The 17,750-nt window shown below is 66.4% G+C and carries 17 protein-coding genes; 5 read left to right on the top strand and 12 right to left on the bottom strand.

Annotated features, from left to right (window positions below; genetic code table 11):
- Positions 1 to 6: 6 nt before the first annotated feature.
- The gene (locus WMF46_RS45380) at positions 7 to 189 is read right to left on the bottom strand and encodes a hypothetical protein (protein WP_437982930.1); all 183 of its coding nucleotides are present in this window, start codon (positions 187 to 189) and stop codon (positions 7 to 9) included.
- Between the two features lie 479 nt (positions 190 to 668).
- On the opposite strand from WMF46_RS45380, the gene istA reads away from it, so the two are divergent.
- Positions 669 to 2,156, top strand: a complete 1,488-nt coding sequence (istA, locus tag WMF46_RS45385) for an IS21 family transposase (protein WP_437982931.1) — start codon at positions 669 to 671, stop codon at positions 2,154 to 2,156.
- Positions 2,153 to 2,914, top strand: coding sequence for an ATP-binding protein (locus WMF46_RS45390; protein ID WP_437982932.1), 762 nt, complete (start codon positions 2,153 to 2,155; stop codon positions 2,912 to 2,914). Before istA ends, WMF46_RS45390 begins: the two co-directional genes overlap by 4 nt.
- A 44-nt stretch (positions 2,915 to 2,958) precedes the next feature.
- Here the strand turns inward: WMF46_RS45390 and WMF46_RS45395 are convergent, their stop codons facing one another.
- The 7 genes from WMF46_RS45395 to WMF46_RS45425 form a co-directional block, all read right to left on the bottom strand.
- Positions 2,959 to 3,459 carry a phage protein Gp36 family protein gene (locus tag WMF46_RS45395; protein ID WP_437982933.1) on the bottom strand — a complete coding sequence of 167 codons (501 nt, stop codon included), beginning with the start codon at positions 3,457 to 3,459 and terminating at the stop codon, positions 2,959 to 2,961.
- Positions 3,460 to 3,535: 76 nt separating this feature from the next.
- The gene (locus tag WMF46_RS45400) at positions 3,536 to 4,540 is read right to left on the bottom strand and encodes a Mu-like prophage major head subunit gpT family protein (RefSeq protein ID WP_437982934.1); all 1,005 of its coding nucleotides are present in this window, start codon (positions 4,538 to 4,540) and stop codon (positions 3,536 to 3,538) included.
- A gap of 1 nt (position 4,541) precedes the next feature.
- Positions 4,542 to 4,979 (bottom strand): hypothetical protein, encoded by a 438-nt coding sequence (locus tag WMF46_RS45405; protein ID WP_437982935.1) that lies wholly within the window; start codon positions 4,977 to 4,979, stop codon positions 4,542 to 4,544.
- 3 nt (positions 4,980 to 4,982) lie between these two features.
- Positions 4,983 to 6,104 (bottom strand): hypothetical protein, encoded by a 1,122-nt coding sequence (locus tag WMF46_RS45410; protein ID WP_437982936.1) that lies wholly within the window; start codon positions 6,102 to 6,104, stop codon positions 4,983 to 4,985.
- On the bottom strand, positions 6,094 to 7,482 hold the full coding sequence (locus WMF46_RS45415) for a phage portal protein family protein (protein ID WP_437982937.1): 1,389 nt from the start codon (positions 7,480 to 7,482) through the stop codon (positions 6,094 to 6,096). Before WMF46_RS45415 ends, WMF46_RS45410 begins: the two co-directional genes overlap by 11 nt.
- A complete protein-coding gene (locus WMF46_RS45420; RefSeq protein WP_437982938.1) occupies positions 7,479 to 9,044 on the bottom strand; it encodes a hypothetical protein in 1,566 nt (521 codons plus the stop codon). The genes WMF46_RS45415 and WMF46_RS45420 overlap by 4 nt, the downstream gene beginning before the upstream one ends.
- Positions 9,041 to 9,796 (bottom strand): hypothetical protein, encoded by a 756-nt coding sequence (locus WMF46_RS45425; protein ID WP_437982939.1) that lies wholly within the window; start codon positions 9,794 to 9,796, stop codon positions 9,041 to 9,043. Before WMF46_RS45425 ends, WMF46_RS45420 begins: the two co-directional genes overlap by 4 nt.
- 2,070 nt (positions 9,797 to 11,866) lie before the next feature.
- On the opposite strand from WMF46_RS45425, the gene WMF46_RS45430 reads away from it, so the two are divergent.
- The 3 genes from WMF46_RS45430 to WMF46_RS45440 are packed head-to-tail and all read left to right on the top strand — an operon-like array spanning position 11,867 to position 13,229.
- On the top strand, positions 11,867 to 12,184 hold the full coding sequence (locus WMF46_RS45430; protein WP_437982940.1) for a PadR family transcriptional regulator: 318 nt from the start codon (positions 11,867 to 11,869) through the stop codon (positions 12,182 to 12,184).
- Entirely contained in the window at positions 12,181 to 12,687 is a 507-nt protein-coding gene (locus WMF46_RS45435) for a hypothetical protein (protein WP_437982941.1), read from the top strand. Before WMF46_RS45430 ends, WMF46_RS45435 begins: the two co-directional genes overlap by 4 nt.
- On the top strand, positions 12,684 to 13,229 hold the full coding sequence (locus tag WMF46_RS45440) for a hypothetical protein (RefSeq protein WP_437982942.1): 546 nt from the start codon (positions 12,684 to 12,686) through the stop codon (positions 13,227 to 13,229). The genes WMF46_RS45435 and WMF46_RS45440 overlap by 4 nt, the downstream gene beginning before the upstream one ends.
- 23 nt (positions 13,230 to 13,252) lie before the next feature.
- Here WMF46_RS45440 and WMF46_RS45445 read toward each other — a convergent pair whose 3' ends face one another.
- The 4 genes from WMF46_RS45445 to ltrA form a co-directional block, all read right to left on the bottom strand.
- Positions 13,253 to 14,920 carry a hypothetical protein gene (locus tag WMF46_RS45445; RefSeq protein ID WP_437982943.1) on the bottom strand — a complete coding sequence of 556 codons (1,668 nt, stop codon included), beginning with the start codon at positions 14,918 to 14,920 and terminating at the stop codon, positions 13,253 to 13,255.
- Positions 14,917 to 15,327, bottom strand: a complete 411-nt coding sequence (locus WMF46_RS45450) for an ERCC4 domain-containing protein (RefSeq protein ID WP_437988007.1) — start codon at positions 15,325 to 15,327, stop codon at positions 14,917 to 14,919. Before WMF46_RS45450 ends, WMF46_RS45445 begins: the two co-directional genes overlap by 4 nt.
- Positions 15,328 to 15,499: 172 nt before the next feature.
- Positions 15,500 to 15,946: a hypothetical protein gene (locus tag WMF46_RS45455; protein WP_437982944.1), complete on the bottom strand. Its 447-nt coding sequence runs from the start codon at positions 15,944 to 15,946 to the stop codon at positions 15,500 to 15,502.
- A gap of 6 nt (positions 15,947 to 15,952) precedes the next feature.
- Positions 15,953 to 17,542 (bottom strand): group II intron reverse transcriptase/maturase, encoded by a 1,590-nt coding sequence (ltrA, locus tag WMF46_RS45460; RefSeq protein WP_437982945.1) that lies wholly within the window; start codon positions 17,540 to 17,542, stop codon positions 15,953 to 15,955.
- Positions 17,543 to 17,750: the final 208 nt, after the last annotated feature.

Below are 17,750 nucleotides of genomic sequence, written 5' to 3' on the forward strand. Positions count from 1 at the left end.
CGGCGTTCACCGTTCACCGCCGGCCCCCACGCCGATCTGGGCCACGCTCGCCTCCGCGGCGTAGACGTTACGCCCGCCGAAAAGTCGAAGGCCCGAGGGCTGCCACCCTCGGGCCTTCTGGAGCTCCGCGTTGCCGGAGTCCCCCACCTTCATCACAAGCCGGGCTCCAGGTCCAGAAAGCGGCGTCATGGAGCCCGTTGCCTTCGTCCGCCTACCGCCTCGCCCACTGCGCCCGCTGCCGCGTCCAGCTTCGCCTCTGCCGTCGCTGCGATCGCGGCCAGCGCCTCTGCCCCGACTGCCGCCCGCTCCAGCGTCGTGAGTCGCTCCGCCGCGCCGGCGCGGCCTACCAGACCCGGCATCGCGCTCGCCGCCTCCATGCCGCTCGCCAGGCCCGGTATCTGGACCGGCAGCGGGACAAGTTCTCCGCGCAGAAAGTGACGCATCACAGGGTGACACAAGCCGCGGCCGCGTCGATGTCCCAGCTCGCGCCGGAGATCACCCCCGGCCGAAAGGACAACGATGACGATTGGATCCGAGATGTCGGCCGCTGCTCGCTCTGCGGAGCGCGGCTTCCGCCCTGGGCCCTGCGCGAGCGGCGCGCTCGGTCAGCTGTTCACCGACGCGCTCCCCGCGTCCCACGAAGCCCTCCGCGGTGACGGGAGGCGGCGGTGATCGCGAAAGAGAAGGAGGCCGAGGTGCTGCGCCTCTACCACGGTGAGAAGTGGCCCGTGGGCACCATTGCCGCTCAGCTCGGGCTGCACCACACCACCGTTCAGCGCGTGCTCGGGCAAGCGGGCGTCGACCCGAAGGTCGTCGCGCCGCGCCCGTCGATGGTCGACCCGTTCGTGCCCTTCATCGTCGAGCAGCTCGGCAAGTATCCCTCGCTGCGCTCGAGTCGCCTCTTCGGCATGCTCAAGGAGCGCGGCTATCCGGGCGGTCCCGATCATCTGCGCAGGGTGATCGGTCGTCTCCGCCCCAAGAAGCCGGCGGAAGCCTTCCAGCGGCTCCGTACGCTGCCCGGCGAGCAAGCGCAGGTCGACTGGGCGCACTTCGGCAAGCTGGCTGTCGGCCGGGCGCTGCGCCCGCTCTGGGCGTTCGTCATGGTGCTCAGCTACTCGCGGCGGATCTTCCTGCGCTTCTTCCCCAGCGCAGCGATGCCCTTCTTCGTTCGCGGGCACGTCGAGGCGTTCGCCGACATCGACGGCGTCCCGCGCGTGCTGCTCTACGACAACCTCAAGAGCGCTGTCGTGGAGCGTCACGGCGACGCGATCCGGTTTCACCCCATGCTCCTGGCTCTGTCGGCGCACTACCGCTTCGAGCCGCGCCCCGTCGCCGTCGCTCGCGGCAACGAGAAGGGCCGCGTCGAGCGCGCCATCCGCTACGTCCGCGAGGCATTCTTCGAGGCCCGGACCTATACCGATCTCGGCGACCTCAACCGACAAGCGACCGAGTGGACCAGCTCCGCAGCGCTCGATCGCTCCTGGGTCGAGGACCGCGCCCGCACCGTGCGGCAGGCCTTCGACGACGAGAGCCGCGTGCTGCTCGGGCACCCCGACACGCCGTTTCCAGCCCATGAGCGCGTCGAGGTCGAGATCGGAAAGACCCCCTACGCGCGTTTCGATCTCAACGACTATTCTGTTCCCCACGACCGGACGAGCCGCACGCTCGTCGTCCTCGCCGACCTCGAACAGGTGCGCATCGCTGACGGCAACGAGATCGTCGCGACCCATGTCCGCTCGTGGGACCGCGGCCAGCAGATCGAGCAACCCGAGCACATCCAGCGCCTGGTCGACGAGAAGCGCCGCGCCCGGGAGCATCGCGGCCTCGATCGCCTCGCCCGCGCCGCCCACAGCAGCCAGGCATTCCTGCGCATCCTCGCCGAGCGCGGAGACAACGTCGGCAGCGCCATCGCCCGGCTTCTGCACCTGCTCGACGCCGTCGGCGCCGCCGAGCTCGAAGAGGCGCTCGTCGAGGTGCTCGAGCGCGACACCATTCACGTCGGCGCCGTGCGCCAGGTGATCGACCGCCGCCGCTCCGAGCGCCACCTGCCGCCTCCAGTCTCGATCCCCGTCACGCGCGGCCAGCACGCCGCCCTCGTCGTCACGCCGCATTCGCTCGCCACCTACGACGCCCTGAAGAAGGACCCGACGCCATGACCGATCTAACGCCCACCGAGACCAAGGCCCGCCTGAAAAACCTCGGCCTGTTTGGCCTGCTCGCCTGCTGGGAGGAGCTCGCCGACAAGCCCTGGCTTCGCGAGGTGCTCGCCATCGAGGAGCGCGAACGCCAAAAACGCAGCCTCGATCGCCGCCTCAAAAACTCCCGCGTAGCCGCCTTCAAGCCCATGGCGGACTTCGACTGGTCCTGGCCCAAGAAAATCGACCGCGAGGCCGTCGACGACCTCTTCGCTCCCGGCTTCCTCGCCACCGGCCACAACGCCGTGCTCGTCGGCCCCAACGGCGTCGGCAAGACCATGATCCTCAAGAACGTCGCCCACCAGGCCGTCGTCCGCGGTCACACGGTCCGCTTCTCGACCGCGAGCGACATGCTTGCCGACCTCGCCGCGCAGGAGTCCTCGGCCGCGCTCGCGCGCCGGCTGCACCGCTACACGGTTCCCGCCCTTCTTTGCATCGATGAAGTCGGCTATCTCTCCTACGATGGCCGCTACGCCGACCTGCTATTCGAGGTCGTCACCCGTCGCTACGACGCGCAGAAGCCGATCCTGCTCAGTACGAACAAGGCCTTCTCCGACTGGGGCCAGGTCTTCCCGCACGCCGCCTGCGTCGTCACGCTCGTCGACCGGCTCGTGCACCGCGCCGAGGTGATCGAGATCGAGGCCGAGAGCTACCGGCTCAAGGAAGCCAAGGAGCTGAGCGCCTCCCGCATCAAGCAGCGCCGCGCCAAGAAGCACTGAGCGGCCTCTTCACCGGTGAACTTCACCGGCGTCGGGTGCGGGTTTCACCGGCACCGGGCGCGGATTTCACCGGTAAACTTCACCGAATCTCCGCGGATCGCCGCGATCATCAACAAGAGGTACGGGTTGCCCTCCGAGTAGCCGAGCGGGCCTCCCTTGTCGATCGCGCTCCCGCCTCCCGGTGTCGTCTGCCTGCGGGGCAGCTCGATCAGTCCCTTCTCGCTGTCCGCGGCCTCCTTGAGCCACGCGAGCGCTTCGTCCTTCTCCTCCTTAATGAGCTGGTCCTGCTCCGACGAGGGATTGAATCCGCGCTTGAGCGTCAGCCGGTACGCGACGACGCGCGCCACATTGTCGACGAGCGAATCGGGGTAAGGCTCCTGGAATGGGGCGGCGTACCTCTTGATGAGCCGGGCATCGAACTGCCCGGAGATCTTCGTCGCTACTCGCAGAGTGATGCCGGGGTACTGGACCTCGAGCTGGGTGATGTCCTCCTCGGGCAGCGTCCCGAGATCCCGGACGTCAGCGATGGTGACGTAGCAGCTCATCGGATCCTCTAATCCCAAAGCCCCGCCGGCTGAGCCGGTCGGGGTGGGGTACAGCAATCAACAGGGAAGGAAGCGATCAGGTCACGATCGTCTCGAAGTCCGCCAGCGACAGCCCAGGGCCGGTCGGCTTGAACTTGAAGAACAGGAAGGGATGGCCGTACTCGACCTGGTTGCGGCCATCGAACGTCCAGCGGAACTTCTTCATCACGTCGAGCTCTGCATGGTCGAGGTGCGAGAAGCTGTTGAGCTTGAAGGGCCGGCGCACCTGGTAGATGAAGGCCGGAAGCGCGTAGCCGATGACCTCGCAGCCGATATACCAGTGACCGTCGACGGTGAGCTCGTGGGGGGCCATGGGCGGGTTGAAACCGTAGGTACGCAGCACGTTGTCTTGTGCGCCGAACTGCGTGGGACCATCGCGACCGAGCGTCTGGGCCGTGAGGATCTCCTTGCCCGTGAGCTCCTGGTAGGGGCTGGTCATGAGCGTCCGTGGGATGAGCTTTCGCGGCTTGTTGTTCGGGCCCCGGATGGTCTTGATGAAGGCGATCGCCCGCGCGAAGTTGCTCGGCGTCAGCGGCGCGTTCGTCAGGACGTTCGCGTACGTGCCCGCGGCGGGACCCAGCACCGGGTTGACGGGGTGTGCGACGTGGAAGAAGTTCACGCCGTCGTAGGCCGGCAGGCCTTCGCCTTCCTCGATGAGCCGGAACAGGCCGTCCTGTGGGAAGTAGGCTTCCTCCCCTGCGATCTGCTGCGCCCACTGCGCGCCGCGCTGAATGCCTTTGCCGTCGACGTCCTCGATCGAGTTGCGTTCGAGCTCGAGCGCGGTGCCGAACTCCTCGTTCTCGATCTTGTGGCTCACCTCGAAGAGGTCCTCGATGGGGAACCGGCCGCCGTTGCCGAGCGGCTGGATGCCGGCCGCATTCAGCATCCACGAGTAGTACTCGGTGCGACCGCTGCTGGGCATCTGCCGCATGAAGCGGTCCCAGATGAGTTCTTGGAGGACCGCGGCCCAGGTGTCCTCGAAGAGGTACTGAAGGTTGTCCTCGAACTGGAGGACGAAGCTCGGAGTGATCTGGACCGACATGTCACGCCTCCAGCTTCACCGCGACGAACCGGCCGTCATCGGTGAGATCGAAGATTTCGCCCGCCGCGCTATTGCCATCGGCCGCGCTTGTGACTGTGAGCGGGCCAGCCCAGAAGCACTGCCCGCCTCGATCAGCCTTCTGCACCGGGGATCCCTCGGTGTCGTTGTTGAGCCAGACGACCTGGAACTCGTGGTAGAAGTCGACTTCTGCGACCTTCGCTCCCGCGGCTCCTCCGGTGTTGCTGACGTCCTGCGTCCACCGGCCGCGCAGCGTTGAGAGCGTCTCCACGCCTGCGGCCGGTTCGCGGTAGTAGCCGCCGTCGAGCACCGCCGGCCGGCCCTTGCGGACGGCGACATTTGCCCCGAGCTGGACGCTCGTGCGGCTGACTCGCTCGACCTGGCCCGCAGTCTGAGGACGGAACTTGCGAACGGAGGCCATGGTTCAGCTCCTCCCGTTGAGCTGGTCGAAGCCGGCGCGGAGTGCGGCGCGCAGCTGGGTCGGCGTGGTGGGGTTGATCCGCATCCCGCCGTCCGCCGTGCGTTCCGGCCCAACGGGACCCCGGTTAATGCCCATCTTCCGGTCGACCTCGGTATCGCGAGCGCCCGGCGCGAGACGCCCGCCGTTGCCCCCGCGCGTCGGGGCGGACGCCCTGGCTGCCCGCTGCGGCTGCTGCGCCGGCTGCTGCTGCCCGTTCGAGGTGGCGTCGAGCAGGCCCTTGACCACGGTGAAGGGCTGGCTGCGTGCCCACCGGAGTTGCTCCTCGGTGAGGACTCCGCCCGCGCGCTCTAGGAGCTGGTCCCGCCTCACCGAGTCGAGGTCGCCCGCGAAGGGCGCGACGGCGGCCCGCACGGTCTCCTTGATGATCGTGACGAGATCGTCGGTCTGCGCCGGCTGCGCCGCGCGTGCGGCCTTGGTGGTGCCGCGCTGGTACACCGGCGGCTTGTCCTCGTCGTCCTGCATGGTGGGCATGGGCTTGTCCTCGTCCTGCATGGCCGGCTGTGTCTCGCTCTCCGGCGTCGCGGAACCGCCGGCCATCGCCGCGATCGCCTTGGTGATCCAGCCCTTCACGTCCTCGGGCACGTCCTCCCGGGCGCTGAGCGCGCCTCCCTCGGTCGCAATGGTCGCGAGATCGTTCGGATCCATTCGATGTGACCTCCCGCCCGCGCGGAGCGGGCGCCTCATCGCTCGGGCCATCGCCCGAACCAACACGTCGCCGTCAGCGGTCCCGCGGAGCTCCGCGAGAAGCGGAGACAGGGACCAGACGAACTGCTCTTCGGTCGCAATCGATGCGGGCTCGCGATTCGCGCCGACGAGCGGTGAGAGCTTCGCGTGGAGCAGCTCGTGGACCACGGTCTCTGCCACACGTGCCTTGTCCTCCGGAGTGCGCGGCGTGCGGATGTAGATTCGCGCGCGCTGGTCGTCGGGGAACGGATCGCACAGCCCGTAGGCCTCGAAGCCGTCCGGCGTCTTGAGGTCGTCGACGAGCTTGAGCTGGATATCCCAGTCCCGCATCCGCAGGCGCTCGGTCCAGTAGGCGAGGAGCCGCGCAACGTCAGGCTGCATAGGGCAACTCCTCGTGCGGTTCGGTCGAGCTAGCGGGCAGTGGCCGCGCAGGAGCACGGGTGAGCTGCGGCGTCCTGGTGTCGGGCTTCGCGTCGCCGTCCATGTCGCCGGCCACGGGGATAGCGAAGCGTGCGGCGAGCGAGCGCGCGTCCACCTGGAGGCCCTGCCGCTGGAGCGCGGCGGCGCAGTCGTCCATCGCCTTGGCCGCGGCGCTGAGGCTCTCGGCCTCGGACTTGAGGTTCGCGGGGGGCCGCGTATCCCAGGCGACCGTCGCCCGTACGCCGAGCGGGAAGCGCCCCTCGGGGAGCACGACCGGGAGGGCCTGCGTGTTCAGCGTGGCCGCGAGCGCCTCGGCGTCGCCCTGGATGAGATCCGCGCGAATCGTCGCGTGGATGTTGGCATTCGCGAACCCCGCACCGCCGGTCACGGTCACGACCTGGCCGGCGACGGAGATCATGAACTCCTGGTTGCTGTCCTCGATGGTCTGCCGGAAGCTCTCGTAGCCGCGGCCGTTGCTTTCCAGGAGTTTGGCATCGTATCCAGGCGTCAAGCCGAATACGGTGTTCACGCCCCACGCCATCACCTTCTGGAACCAGCTCTCCTTCTGCTCCTGCGACGCTCCCTGCGGTGCGACGGCGACCCTCGCCGGATTCGCGAGCTTGGAGTTCCAGTTCTCCCTCAGGAAGAAGGCGTGTTCCTTCGAGATGTACGCGCGCGCCAGCGCCCAGAGCAGCCCGTTGTTCCACGGCTCCTGGCGACCGCCGGGTGTGTAGAGGACCCAGCGGCCATCGCCTGGCGTGATGGGCAGGAGGCCTTCGAACGATCGGTAGTACCAGCGGTCCTCGTGAGCCCGGTAGATGAGGTACTCGGGATCGAGCCGGCAGAAGACGGGGTAGGGCGACCCCTCGACGTCCACGAACTCGCCGACCCCAACCCCGAGCACAACCCCGTCGGCGTCGAGCATCGCCAGCTCGGAGGCGGGGAAGATGGCGTTGAAGGTGCCTTCTCGCCCCTCGGCGCCCTCGAAGAAGGCTACGGCTTCGGGATCCCCGGCGAATCGCTTCGGGAGCCTGACGAGACCGCCTGTCCTTGTCCCGAGCAGGCCCTGCACCACGCCATCGCGCCGCAGTGCGCGGTAGAGCTGGCCGGCGCGCGCTAGATCCCCCTGGCTGGCCTGGTGCTGCGCGTCCTCAACGTCGCGCTGGTACCAGCGGGTGACGTTGACCGGGAGCGGGGCGATCCGCTTCCCCCGCCGACGGCGACGATGCGCCTCGATGCTGCGCGCGGCAGGGCGCGCCGAGGCGATCGGCGACGATGCCGGCGGAGAGACGAGCTCGGCGACCGCAGCCGCCATCGCGCGACGAATGCGGCCCCTCATACGCCGAGGCCTCCCGCGTACGGGTCGAGCGCGCCGCCGTACGGGTCGAGCCGCACGGCGTCGCCGTCGCCGTCGTCGCCGGCAGCGTCATCGTCCGGGTGATCCGGCTGGAAGATCGCCGGCTCCCAGACGCAGAGCGCGAGGGCGTCCGCACGATCGGGCGAGCGCTTGAGGCGCTTGCGCAGGTTGTCCTTGGGCTCGACCTTCCTGCGCTGAAGCATGTCGAACTCGAACTTCGGCGCCGTGAGCTCTGCCGCGAGCTTGCTGTCCTCAGGGATCGCACCGCCCGCCTTCAGCCAGTCCCGCAGCGCGAACCAGAGCTGATCGCGGAGCAGAGGGAACTCGGTCGGGAGCCGCGCCTTCTCGGCAACGTTGACCGGGATGACCTCGATCTCCTCGGAGTAGGCGAGCAGGAAGTGGACGACGCGGATGCCGATGCCGCCGCACGCGTCGACCTTCACGGCCGCCTTCGGTTCGCGCGGATGCCGGTGCCGTCGCACGACCTGCATCACTTCGAACGCGAGCTTCTCCTCGCTGAGGCCGTTCCACGCCGCGACCTCGATCGCCTTGAAGCCCCGGCGCGGGATCGCCACGGCGTCGTCGTCACCGAAGCGCGCGACGTCGACCCCGACGTGCAGCCGCCCTTCGGCCGGCGTGTCGTACCAGCGCTCCTCGGCCTCATCGACCATGTAGAGGGGGATGACGGTGCAGGCGTCCTGCCGGGCGAAGTTGCCGCGGACGCGCACCTGGTAGATGGCCGAGTCCTCGCCCCACTCGAGGCGCTTCTCCTCGATCCACTCCCGCGTCGCGAGCCCCGGGATGACCTCGCACCCCTCGATGACGTTGGGCGTCTCCTCGCTGGAGATGTGGATGGTCTTGTAGAACTCCTTCTTGTCGGTGTGCGACCGGAAGAACTCGCCCTCGCAGCGCGTCGGGTTGCCCGTGAGAAGCACACGCGCGCCACCAGCGCGGTTCCCCTCGATGGCCTCGAAGATGACCTCGGGAATGCCGCTCGCTTCGTCGAGGATGTAGAGCAGGTTCTTGCCGCTCACCCCGGCGACGGCTTCGGCCTCTTTGGCGGTGAAGCCGGTGATCTCGCGGAAGTCCTTGGACTTCAGGCCGGAACGCGCGAGCTCGTGGATGTCGCCGTCGAGCGGGTGCTTCGCCCGCGCGTACATCCGCCGCAGCTCGTACCAGAGGATCTGGTTGACCTGCCGGTCGGTGACCGACGACATGACGACGCGCGCATCGTCGAAGGAGGCGTAGAACCAGAGCGCGATGCCCGCGTCGGTGTTGGACTTACTGACCTTGTGGCCCGAGCGGACCGACACGCGCTTGTGGTCGCGCACGGCCTCGATGACCTCGATCTGCCGGCTCCAGGGCTCGATGCCGAGCACCTCCCGGAAGAAGGCGACGGGGTTCTCGCGGTACCGGGCCGACGGCCAGTGGATGCGCCCCTCGGCCGCGGAGGCGGCGAGGATGGCGGCGGACAGCGCGCCGGCCAGGGTCACGCGAGGGCGGCGCCCGCGCTTCGCCACGCGATCGGCGATCGGCGCGGTCATGCGGCCTCCAGGTCGGCCAGCGCCTTCGCGACGGCCGCGGCGGCGTCAGGGAAGGGCGCCAGCGCCTTCGAGATGGCGGCCTCGATGCGCTTCCACTTCGGCGAGTCGACGATGATGAGCTCGGACGCCGGCCCGATTTCGCCGGTGAACCTCCCGAGCAGCTCCAGGGCCCCCTTTGCGGCGACGATGAGCGACGCCCGGTCGCGCCAGCTCGCCTCCTCGTCTTCCACGGCCTCCCGGACCAGGAGCTCGACCTTCTCGACGAGCGACAGGCAGCGGGCCCGCGCGTTCGCCACGGCCTTGAGGTCCTCGTCGCTGCCTCCCGTGCGCCGCAGCGCGCCCTTCAGGCACCCCTCGGCGTGGAGGCGCACGGCCGCCGCATCGACGAGGTGATGGCGCCCGATGGTCTTCCACGTGTCGCCTGCGGCGACGGAGGCTTCGATGGCCGCCCGCTTGGCGTGAGCACAGATCGGGCAGGTGCCCGCCCCCGTCTTCGGGCGGGGAAGGAAGACTACGTTGGAGGCCTTCTCCCGGCCTGAAGGCGGAGCTGCCGGTGCAGCAGGGCTATCCGAGCATGACGGTGCCTCCTTGGTGCGATGGGCATCGTGTCGGCGCAGCGCCACCTTCGTGATGCCGAACCGCTGCGCGATCTTGATGACGTCCTCGCCAGCCTCGAGAGCAGCATCCACCGCCGCAAGCTTCTTGTGCTTGCAGACGACGCAGCTGCCGCTGTTCTGCGAGGAATCGGCCACACCCCAAGAAAAGCACGCCCCGCTATAACAGGTGTAATAGCCTTTCGGGACGGGGGGAGCGCCGAGTCGTAAGAGCCAGCCTTTAACACTTCGAAAGTTCCCGCACTGTTCGGAGGCGATTCGCGCGAAACACAGCGGCTCTGTGGCGTCAATATCCTGCGGAGCTACCGGAGCACAGCGGATATATGCGCGTCAATCGTAGGATTTGTGCTGGTGAACGCAGCGTGGAGGACACCGAAATGCCTGCCGCAGGTACGGGGAGAGGCAGCCCGCCGCAGGCGTGGTGGCCGGTCTACCTGGGATGGGCCCGTCGTGGCACGGAGCGGTATTGTCCTAGAGCTAGCGGCGTGTGGCGGCCATGGGGGTAGCTCGACTGGCGCCGAACTCCAGAGAGGGCCAAAAGGAGGGCGCTCTCGGGCGATGGTCCGCTTCGGGTGGGAGGTGCTCCTACCCCGCGGATGGCTGGCTGGGTGGGTCCGGTGGGGCGGGCAGGACTGCTCCCGTCCGTTGCTGCTGAAACAGGCGCACTCCGCGTGCACGCCCGCATATGCAACGCGCATAGCAAAAGACGTGCCGTGACGACTTGACAGCTTAAGCAATCAACGTACCATATAATATCTGCAGGAGACGGGACCGAGAGCGTCCCTCCGATCCCCTAGTGCTATCGGTCAGGAAATCCGCCCTGGGTGGATTGTTGTCCTGTGCCACAAAGATCGAATCGGCTGCGCTTGCGGGTACACATAAGATGCGCATAATACCCGTGTGCTGCTTGGAACTGCAGCGTGGAACTGCAGTTGAGTAGCACGATGTAAGCGACCGCACAGGAGAACCGACTTATGCGATCAAAGCTCCCAGCATGCCGGGGCCAGCCTCAACCTTACCGGCATATAACCACTACAATTTAAACTCCGGAGGGGCTCAGGCTGGTCAACAGGTTGACTGAGCACCTACACGGAGCAATCGGGAGCCATTCAATATGATGGCGCCTCTCGTTGCTCGTGTGTTGTCCTCCGCGAGTAGGCGGAGTGGCAATGCCCGAGCGGAACACTGGTGTTGATCGAAGGATTCGAGAGAACCGCGAGATTTACGGTGAGATGACCGGCACGGAGCTGCCTGCGCATTACGGGCTTGGGGCATTGCTTCTGCGCACTGCTTCTGGGTTTGGTGGCGCGTGCTTCGTTGGGGTCGTGTCGCTTGCTGTGATTGCTGCGTTCGGACTGATGGAGGTGCAGAATTACGCAGCGTATGCGACCGCCACGATCGTCAGCTTGAGCAGCCTGATCGCCATGGTCCTCACCCGAGGTAAGGATGCCGAGACCGGCAAGCAAAGAAGCCAAGGTCCGGCTCAACCTGGATCTGCCCGAGCGAGTCCGCGAAAGACTCGAGCGGGTTCGGGAACTGAGCGAGGCTGATAGCCTCACGGAAGTCATTCGGAGAGCGCTGTCGGTGTACGACGCGCTGCTCGTAACAACGCGTGAAGAGGGAGGTAAGGTAGTGCTCCGTAACGCGGACGGCACCGAACGAGAGCTGCTGATTTCGTAGATTCAGTGTACAAACATGGGCCTGTTCGCCCGGCAAACTTGCCGTGCAGCAGGCTCAGTTTGTTTTGTCCACGACCGAAGCCGTTGCCCGCCGGAAACCCGAGCAGCGTCCTCGTGCCGACGACGCGTGAGCAGAGCCTGGCGAGCTTGTTCCACGAGCGCGTCGGAGCGGGAAGCGGCCCCCGGCCTGGTGGGCGCCAGGAACTCGATCACCTCGCGCGGTTCGTCGACGCCGGTTGGCGAGAACTGCTGCCCACGCAGGGGGTGCAGGGGAGCGCAGGGGGGTACCGCGTCGCTTGGGCCGGAAATGTCAGGACTCTTTCCCGCGCGCGCCCGCGTATGTGACGCGCGTAACAAGAGACGTGCCATATGACATCTTCGGGCGTACCGGCCGGGAGACCCCCTGCATCCCCCTGCACCCCCTGCATGCCCCGCGATAAGCGGGCGAACTAGGGTACGATAATGTGGGCGGCGTCGTTCCTCAAGCTTTGTGGTTGCAACATCAAGGTTTGAGGTTATCCTGTCGGCCATGGATGCACCGGTGACCGCAAAGGCGGCCCTACTCCAAGCCCTCGTCTCGGGGCCCGGATACGGGCTCGACCTCATCGAGCGGGTGAAGAAGCAGACGAACGGCGGGCTCGTGCTCGGCCAGGGCAGCGTCTACCCGGCGCTACGAGAGCTCGAGCGTGATGGGCTCCTCGACAGCTACGAGTGTGAACCCGTCCCTGAGCGCGGGGGGCGACCACGCAGGTACTACAGGCTCAACGCTCTCGGGGCGAAGGCCGCGATGGAACAGCGCGAGGTTGTCTGGGGACTCTTCTCGCCGGTAGGGCAGGTGGGCCAATGAAGGTTCTAAAAAAGAAGACGGGCATTGGACGATCCATCTGTCTGGTGGAGCTCACGGTCGGTCGTGATCCAAAGGATGGTTCAAAACAGACGGTGTACCGGTGGCACAATGTCATGGACGGGACCCATAAGAACGGGCTCACGATAAAGCTGGGGGTGCACGCAGATGATGTCGGCCATTCTGAACACACTGAGACACTGGCTCGGGTTCACGATCAGCACCCCTGGATTGCGAGTTTGCCTGCTGAACGGGTCGCTCGTGCGCAGCGTGCGATGCTCTTGGTTGAGCGCGTGGTCGGCGTGGTCGCACTGTGTGTCCCGAGGCGAATCGTAAATGAAGAGATCGGTGACGCCTGTGAAGTCATCGCTGAGCACTTCAGGCGTTCGTCGGCTCTCTGGCCTGCGTATGTCAAGCTGGTGACGACCGTGTTCTGGATCGTGGCTCATGCTATCGGATATTTCACCTCCCAGTTGCGAGGTTCAAAGAGAGCCTCCGGGGAGTGAAGCCCGTGGATGATAAAGAGGCGGAGGGTGTCGATTGGGCGCTGGTGAGATCGCGGCTGTTAATAAAATCAAGGAACGAGATTCCGGGCGGTGAAGAGAACCGCCTAGTATCCTGTGGATGTTTCTTTATTCAATTTGCGCCTCACGTTGAGCTTAGGCCTGAGCTGATCGAGAAGGCCCGCGAGTTGGTAACAGCGGCTTCGAAGGAGTGGGAAGACCGCATCCGCGATAGGCCGCTGGTTCAGGCCCATGAAAAGTATTCGTGGGTTGCTAAGTTGCCTGTTGAACGTGCCGCCTCTGCTCAATCTGCAATAATCTTGATAGAGCGCACGTTTGCGGTGGTTTCGGTATGCGTCCCAAAACGTATCGCAGACGAGGAGATTGGGGACGCCTGTGAAATTGTTGTTGAGCACTTCAAGCGCTCATCTGCGCTCTGGCCTGCGTATTGGAAGCTGGTGACCGTCGTACTTTGGGTGATGGTCAATACCATTGGATACTGTTTCTTTCGGCTGCGAGGCTCAAGGAAAGCATCCGGAGAGTAGAACGTGGAGCGGCGACGTCTTGCTCATCCGTTTCCCCTGTTCGTGGCTACGACCTGCCACCTGTTCGCACCGGAGCGGGTCTTGGTGGGCGTAACCTCAAGCTTGTGCTGACCTACAACCCTCCCTCGCAGTTTCCCGAGCTCGAAGCCGAGGCGGCTCGCGTCTGGCATGCTGCCCGACCTCGTTCTCACCAGGAGCTCGATAGTCTCTCGCAGGTCGTCGTAGCCGTCCGGCGGGACGTGCTGCCCCCGGAGACGCTCGACCGGGTAGAGCGCTTGGAGGATCGTTTTCGCAGTCAACCCCGTCTTCTGAGCGTCGAGGCGAGGCAGATCCCGCAGGATGACGGCAAGCGCTAGCTTCTCGGGTTCTTCTCGCCCCTCAACGCTGGGCCGGGTGAGCATGGGGTCAGCACCACCGGCAAAGGCGATGGCGGCGGGAACGAGCTGAGACCACGGGCTGAAAGAGCCCCAGGGTTTGATGCCGCCCTGCGGGCAGCCGGCGACGAAGAAGGCGCGGAGGAGCGTCAGCGCGGCGGCGACGAGGCGCGTCCGTTCGGTGCGGACCCACCCGAGAAGGTCGGGGTGCATGAACTCGGCGCGGTCCTCCGGGTTCTCGAGGTCGCTTTCCAGCCGGGAGATGAGCACCCGGCGCGCGGTGTCGCCGGTCAGGGTGATGTTGTTCCCGGTCGCCACGATCACGGAGCGCCAGCGCAGGGTCGGGATCTCGCTCTTGCCCAGGATGCGGAGCTCCACGGTGTCCTCGGCGGTCAGGCAGCGGTCGAGCGGCCCGCCCCCAAACTGCCGGGTGATGTTGTCGAAGTTCACGAGCGCGGCCCCGCGCAGGGCGTAGGCTCCGAGGACCTTCTCTAGCTCGGCGTCGTCGACCGGGTAGTTCATCTTCGCCGTGGTCCGGCCGGTTGCGATGAGGGACACGACGTCGCTCTGGAGGGTCTTGCCGCTGCCCCTCGTGGATGCGTCGAACAGGAACGCCGGGACGGCTCCCCGGATCGCGGGCCTGGCGATGAGCGTGAGGATCGCGGCGATCGCCGTGTACCGGTGCTCCTCGGATTTGTAGGGGAAGTCGCAGAAGCACTCGGCGAGCTCGGCGAGAGCGCGCTTCGCGTCCTCCTGGGTCGGCGCCTCGGGCACCTCGGGGAACTCCGCGTTGGGCAGGTACAGGTAGCCCGTGGCATCGTCGTAGCCCGGCGAGGTGAGGACGGACCCGTCAGGGCGCAAGGCTGGCGTCTCGATGATGCCGACGATGTGCCTGATGCCGACCCACTCTCCCCGGTTCAAGATCGCGTGCACCACGGCGTCGCTGGGGATTGTGCGCACCCAGTCATCGGCCCGCTTGTCGAAGCGCTCCCAGCGTGCGGCGCGCGTGAGCCGCTCGCGAAGGGTAGCGAGGGCCAGCCGTCGGATCTGCGGCGAGCCCGAGAACTTCGAGGAGTCCTCCGCGTCCGCATGGGTGACGTGCACGAGAGCGCCGTCGCGCTGGTAGAGGTCTTCGTCCGCGCGGAGCGCCTCAATGCCGCGGTCGGCCAGCTCGTGGAGCTCAGGGCCAAGCCGAATGAGCGGACGCGGATCCTCGCTCGTCGGGGCAATGTGCAGGTTCCCGCGCCGGCCGTGGTCCTGCTCGTTCTGGATCGCGGCGCGTTCCTCCGCGAGGTACCTCTTCTCCGAGGTGCTCATGCCTGCTCGGGGCCCTTCTCGGCCGCCTTCTTGGCGAACCGGCACAGGATCATCTCGGCGACGCGCGCGGCCTTGGCGTGGTCGCCTGCCCAGATTGTCGGGACGCCGTAGTCGACGTGGAACGCGACGGCGGACGCCACGATCGCCTTGGGCAGCGCCCGCGAGCGGTACCGGTGCGCCGCGACGTCGAGCAGGGAAGCCTCGACGACGATCGCCCGCAGCTCGAACGCGCGGAGTTTGTCGAGTTCGCGGACGAAGCGGTCACGCTCGCGGGTGCAGCAGTTCACGAAGTCGCCGAGCTCCTTGCGCTCGATCCGGATGCGGTCCTCGAAGCCTTGGACCGAGTAGTCCCCGGCAGAGAGCGTCGCCCTGTTGACGCTCAGGCTGGCTGATGGTCCGCCGAGCAGGCCGCTTGATGGTCATCGCGGGCGTGCGCGGTTGCGGTCAAGGAGAGCGATGGCCATCGTTCGGACGCGCGCCACAGGGCAGCTCGCAATGGCCATCATGGTTGGTGGCCGTCGGCGCCGACGAGGTGTCCCTTCGCCAGCGCCGAGGGGGCGCCCGTCGTGTCGGTCAGCGTCAGCTACCGTCCGTCCCCAGGTCGCCGACGATGCGCGCCATCACGTCACGCTCGACGAGCTTCTTCTTCCGTCGCGCCGCCTCGCGCAGCGCGGCGGTGGCCATGCGGTCGATCTCGCGCAGGCTCGAGCCAGCCGCCTCGTGGAGCAGCGTCAGAGCGTCCGAGGTGAAGACATCGCGATCGGCGCCGGCGCGGCTCATCCGGAGCCGCACGTACTCTCCGGTATCGTCGGGGACCATCGCACCAATGGACAGACGGCGCTCGATGCGGGAATATAGCGAGCGGTTTTTGCGCAGCTCAAGCCGGTCTTGGAGGTCAGAGAGCCCTACCAGGATCAGCGACAACAGTGCGCGGCTGTCCCATTCGTAGGTGGGTGGGCGGCCGGCGCCGTGTCTGGCTTGCGCCAGATCGGTCTCCGGCCGCCCCCCTCCGAACCCGGCGTGCACCTTTCGTTATGCACCGGGCTCTCTATCGACGTTTGTAGCGAAGTACGGCGCGTGCATCCACCCCAGCTTGTATTGCTCAACAGTGAGCTGGGAGGTCTCGAAGAGGGTAACCTCTCCGTCCTTCCAGCGCACGCATCGGCCACCTGGCTTTCGCCAGCCGTAGCGTCTGGCGAGGCGCTTCAGGGAGAGCCGATGCTTCTTCGTGAGCCAGCGGGCGACCGTCCACCAGACATAGTGGTCGAGGAAGTTGAACACCTTCTTCGCACCCCAAGCATGCCGGTAGAAGTTCGCCCAGCCTCGCAGCATGGGGTTGAGCTTCCGGAGTTGCTTGCTCAACGACTGGTTCTTCGTGGAGTTCGAGAACAGCCGCTTCACGCGCTCCCGGAAGAGCTTGCTGCGTTCCTTCGGAACGAGGCTGGCGCTCACCATCCGGCGGTGGCCGGGATGTCGCCGTACCAGGATATGGTGGCCCAGGAAGCGCATGGGTCTCGTGACCGGGGTCACGAGCGTTTTCGCTTCCGACAGCTCCAATCCTAACTCGTTCTTCAGGAAGGCGGCCAGCGCAGACTTCTCCTCGTTTGCATATCGCTCGGCGTCCGCTTGTTGCTGCGGGCCGGGCGGTGCGCCGACGAGAAGGATGAAGTCATCCGCATACCGAATAGGGACGAACACCGGGAGACCGCGCCGCCTGTCGGTGGTACGTCTCTCGTTGGCCCGCCGTGTAATCGTCTCCGGATCGGTACGAAGCGTCGGCGTGCGGCGTGGCCACACGTGTCGCTCGTACCGTTCCTCGATCACGCTGAGCGCGATGTTCGCGAGGAGGGGAGACAGGATCCCTCCTTGCGGGGTGCCTGCCTCCGTCCGGGAGAATTGCTCCTCGGACAGGACGCCCGCCTTCAGGAAGGCGCTCACCAACCGATTCACCTTGAGATCGCCGATGCGCCGGCGCACCCGGTTCATCAGCGCGTGATGGTTGATGTTGTCGAAGCACCCCTTTATATCTCCCTCAATGGCCCATTGGTATGGAAGCCGATTCGCAGCCTTGCCCTGTTCGCGGATAGGCCGGGGACGCAGAAGCATCCGGAGATGCTCAAGCGCTCCATGGACGCCGCGCCCAGGGCGGAAGCCGTATGAGACGGGGAAGAAGTCCGCCTCAAAGATCGGCTCGAGGATGCTCTTCAACGCTGCCTGCACGACACGATCCTGGACGGTGGGGATGCCCAGCGGACGGTACTTACCAGGCTGACCTGTCTTCGGGATGAGCACCCGACGCACTGGACTCGGCCGGTAGGTTCGGCACCTCAACTCCTCCCGCAGTTTCTGCGCGAAGAGCTCCGCGCCGATGTCCCGGATGAGGCTCCCCATCGTGATTCCGTCTACGCCCGCCGTGCGGCTCCCACGGTTGCGAGCCACGCGGTGAAGGGCGCATCGCAACGTGCGAGGATCGACAATGAACCCCCACAGCTTGCGAAATACGTAATCCGGATCTTCGCTACTTCGCCGGTGTAGCTCACGTTGTACGCTCCGGAGCCAGTCCAAATCGGACTGAGATGCCGCATACACGGCTTTCCCCGGCGCAGCGTGAGCCGTCCCCATCGACTGCCCCCCTTCGCCTTGTACGCGGCTTTCCCGCGCTCCGACTACTACGGGGGCTCCGCCCCTCGTCCGAGACATGGCCGGACCTGTCGGCTTGCCAACGCTTGCGGCGCTGGCGCCCGGATCGAGGTTCCCGTGTTCACTGATACAACCCGTGGTGCGGTAGGTGGTCGGCTTTGCCCCTGGCAGCGCGGACCGGTCTCCCGTT

It is taken from the genome of Sorangium sp. So ce117, assembly GCF_051524395.1.
GTDB classification, from domain to species: Bacteria; Myxococcota_A; Polyangia; order Polyangiales; family Polyangiaceae; genus Sorangium; species Sorangium cellulosum_B.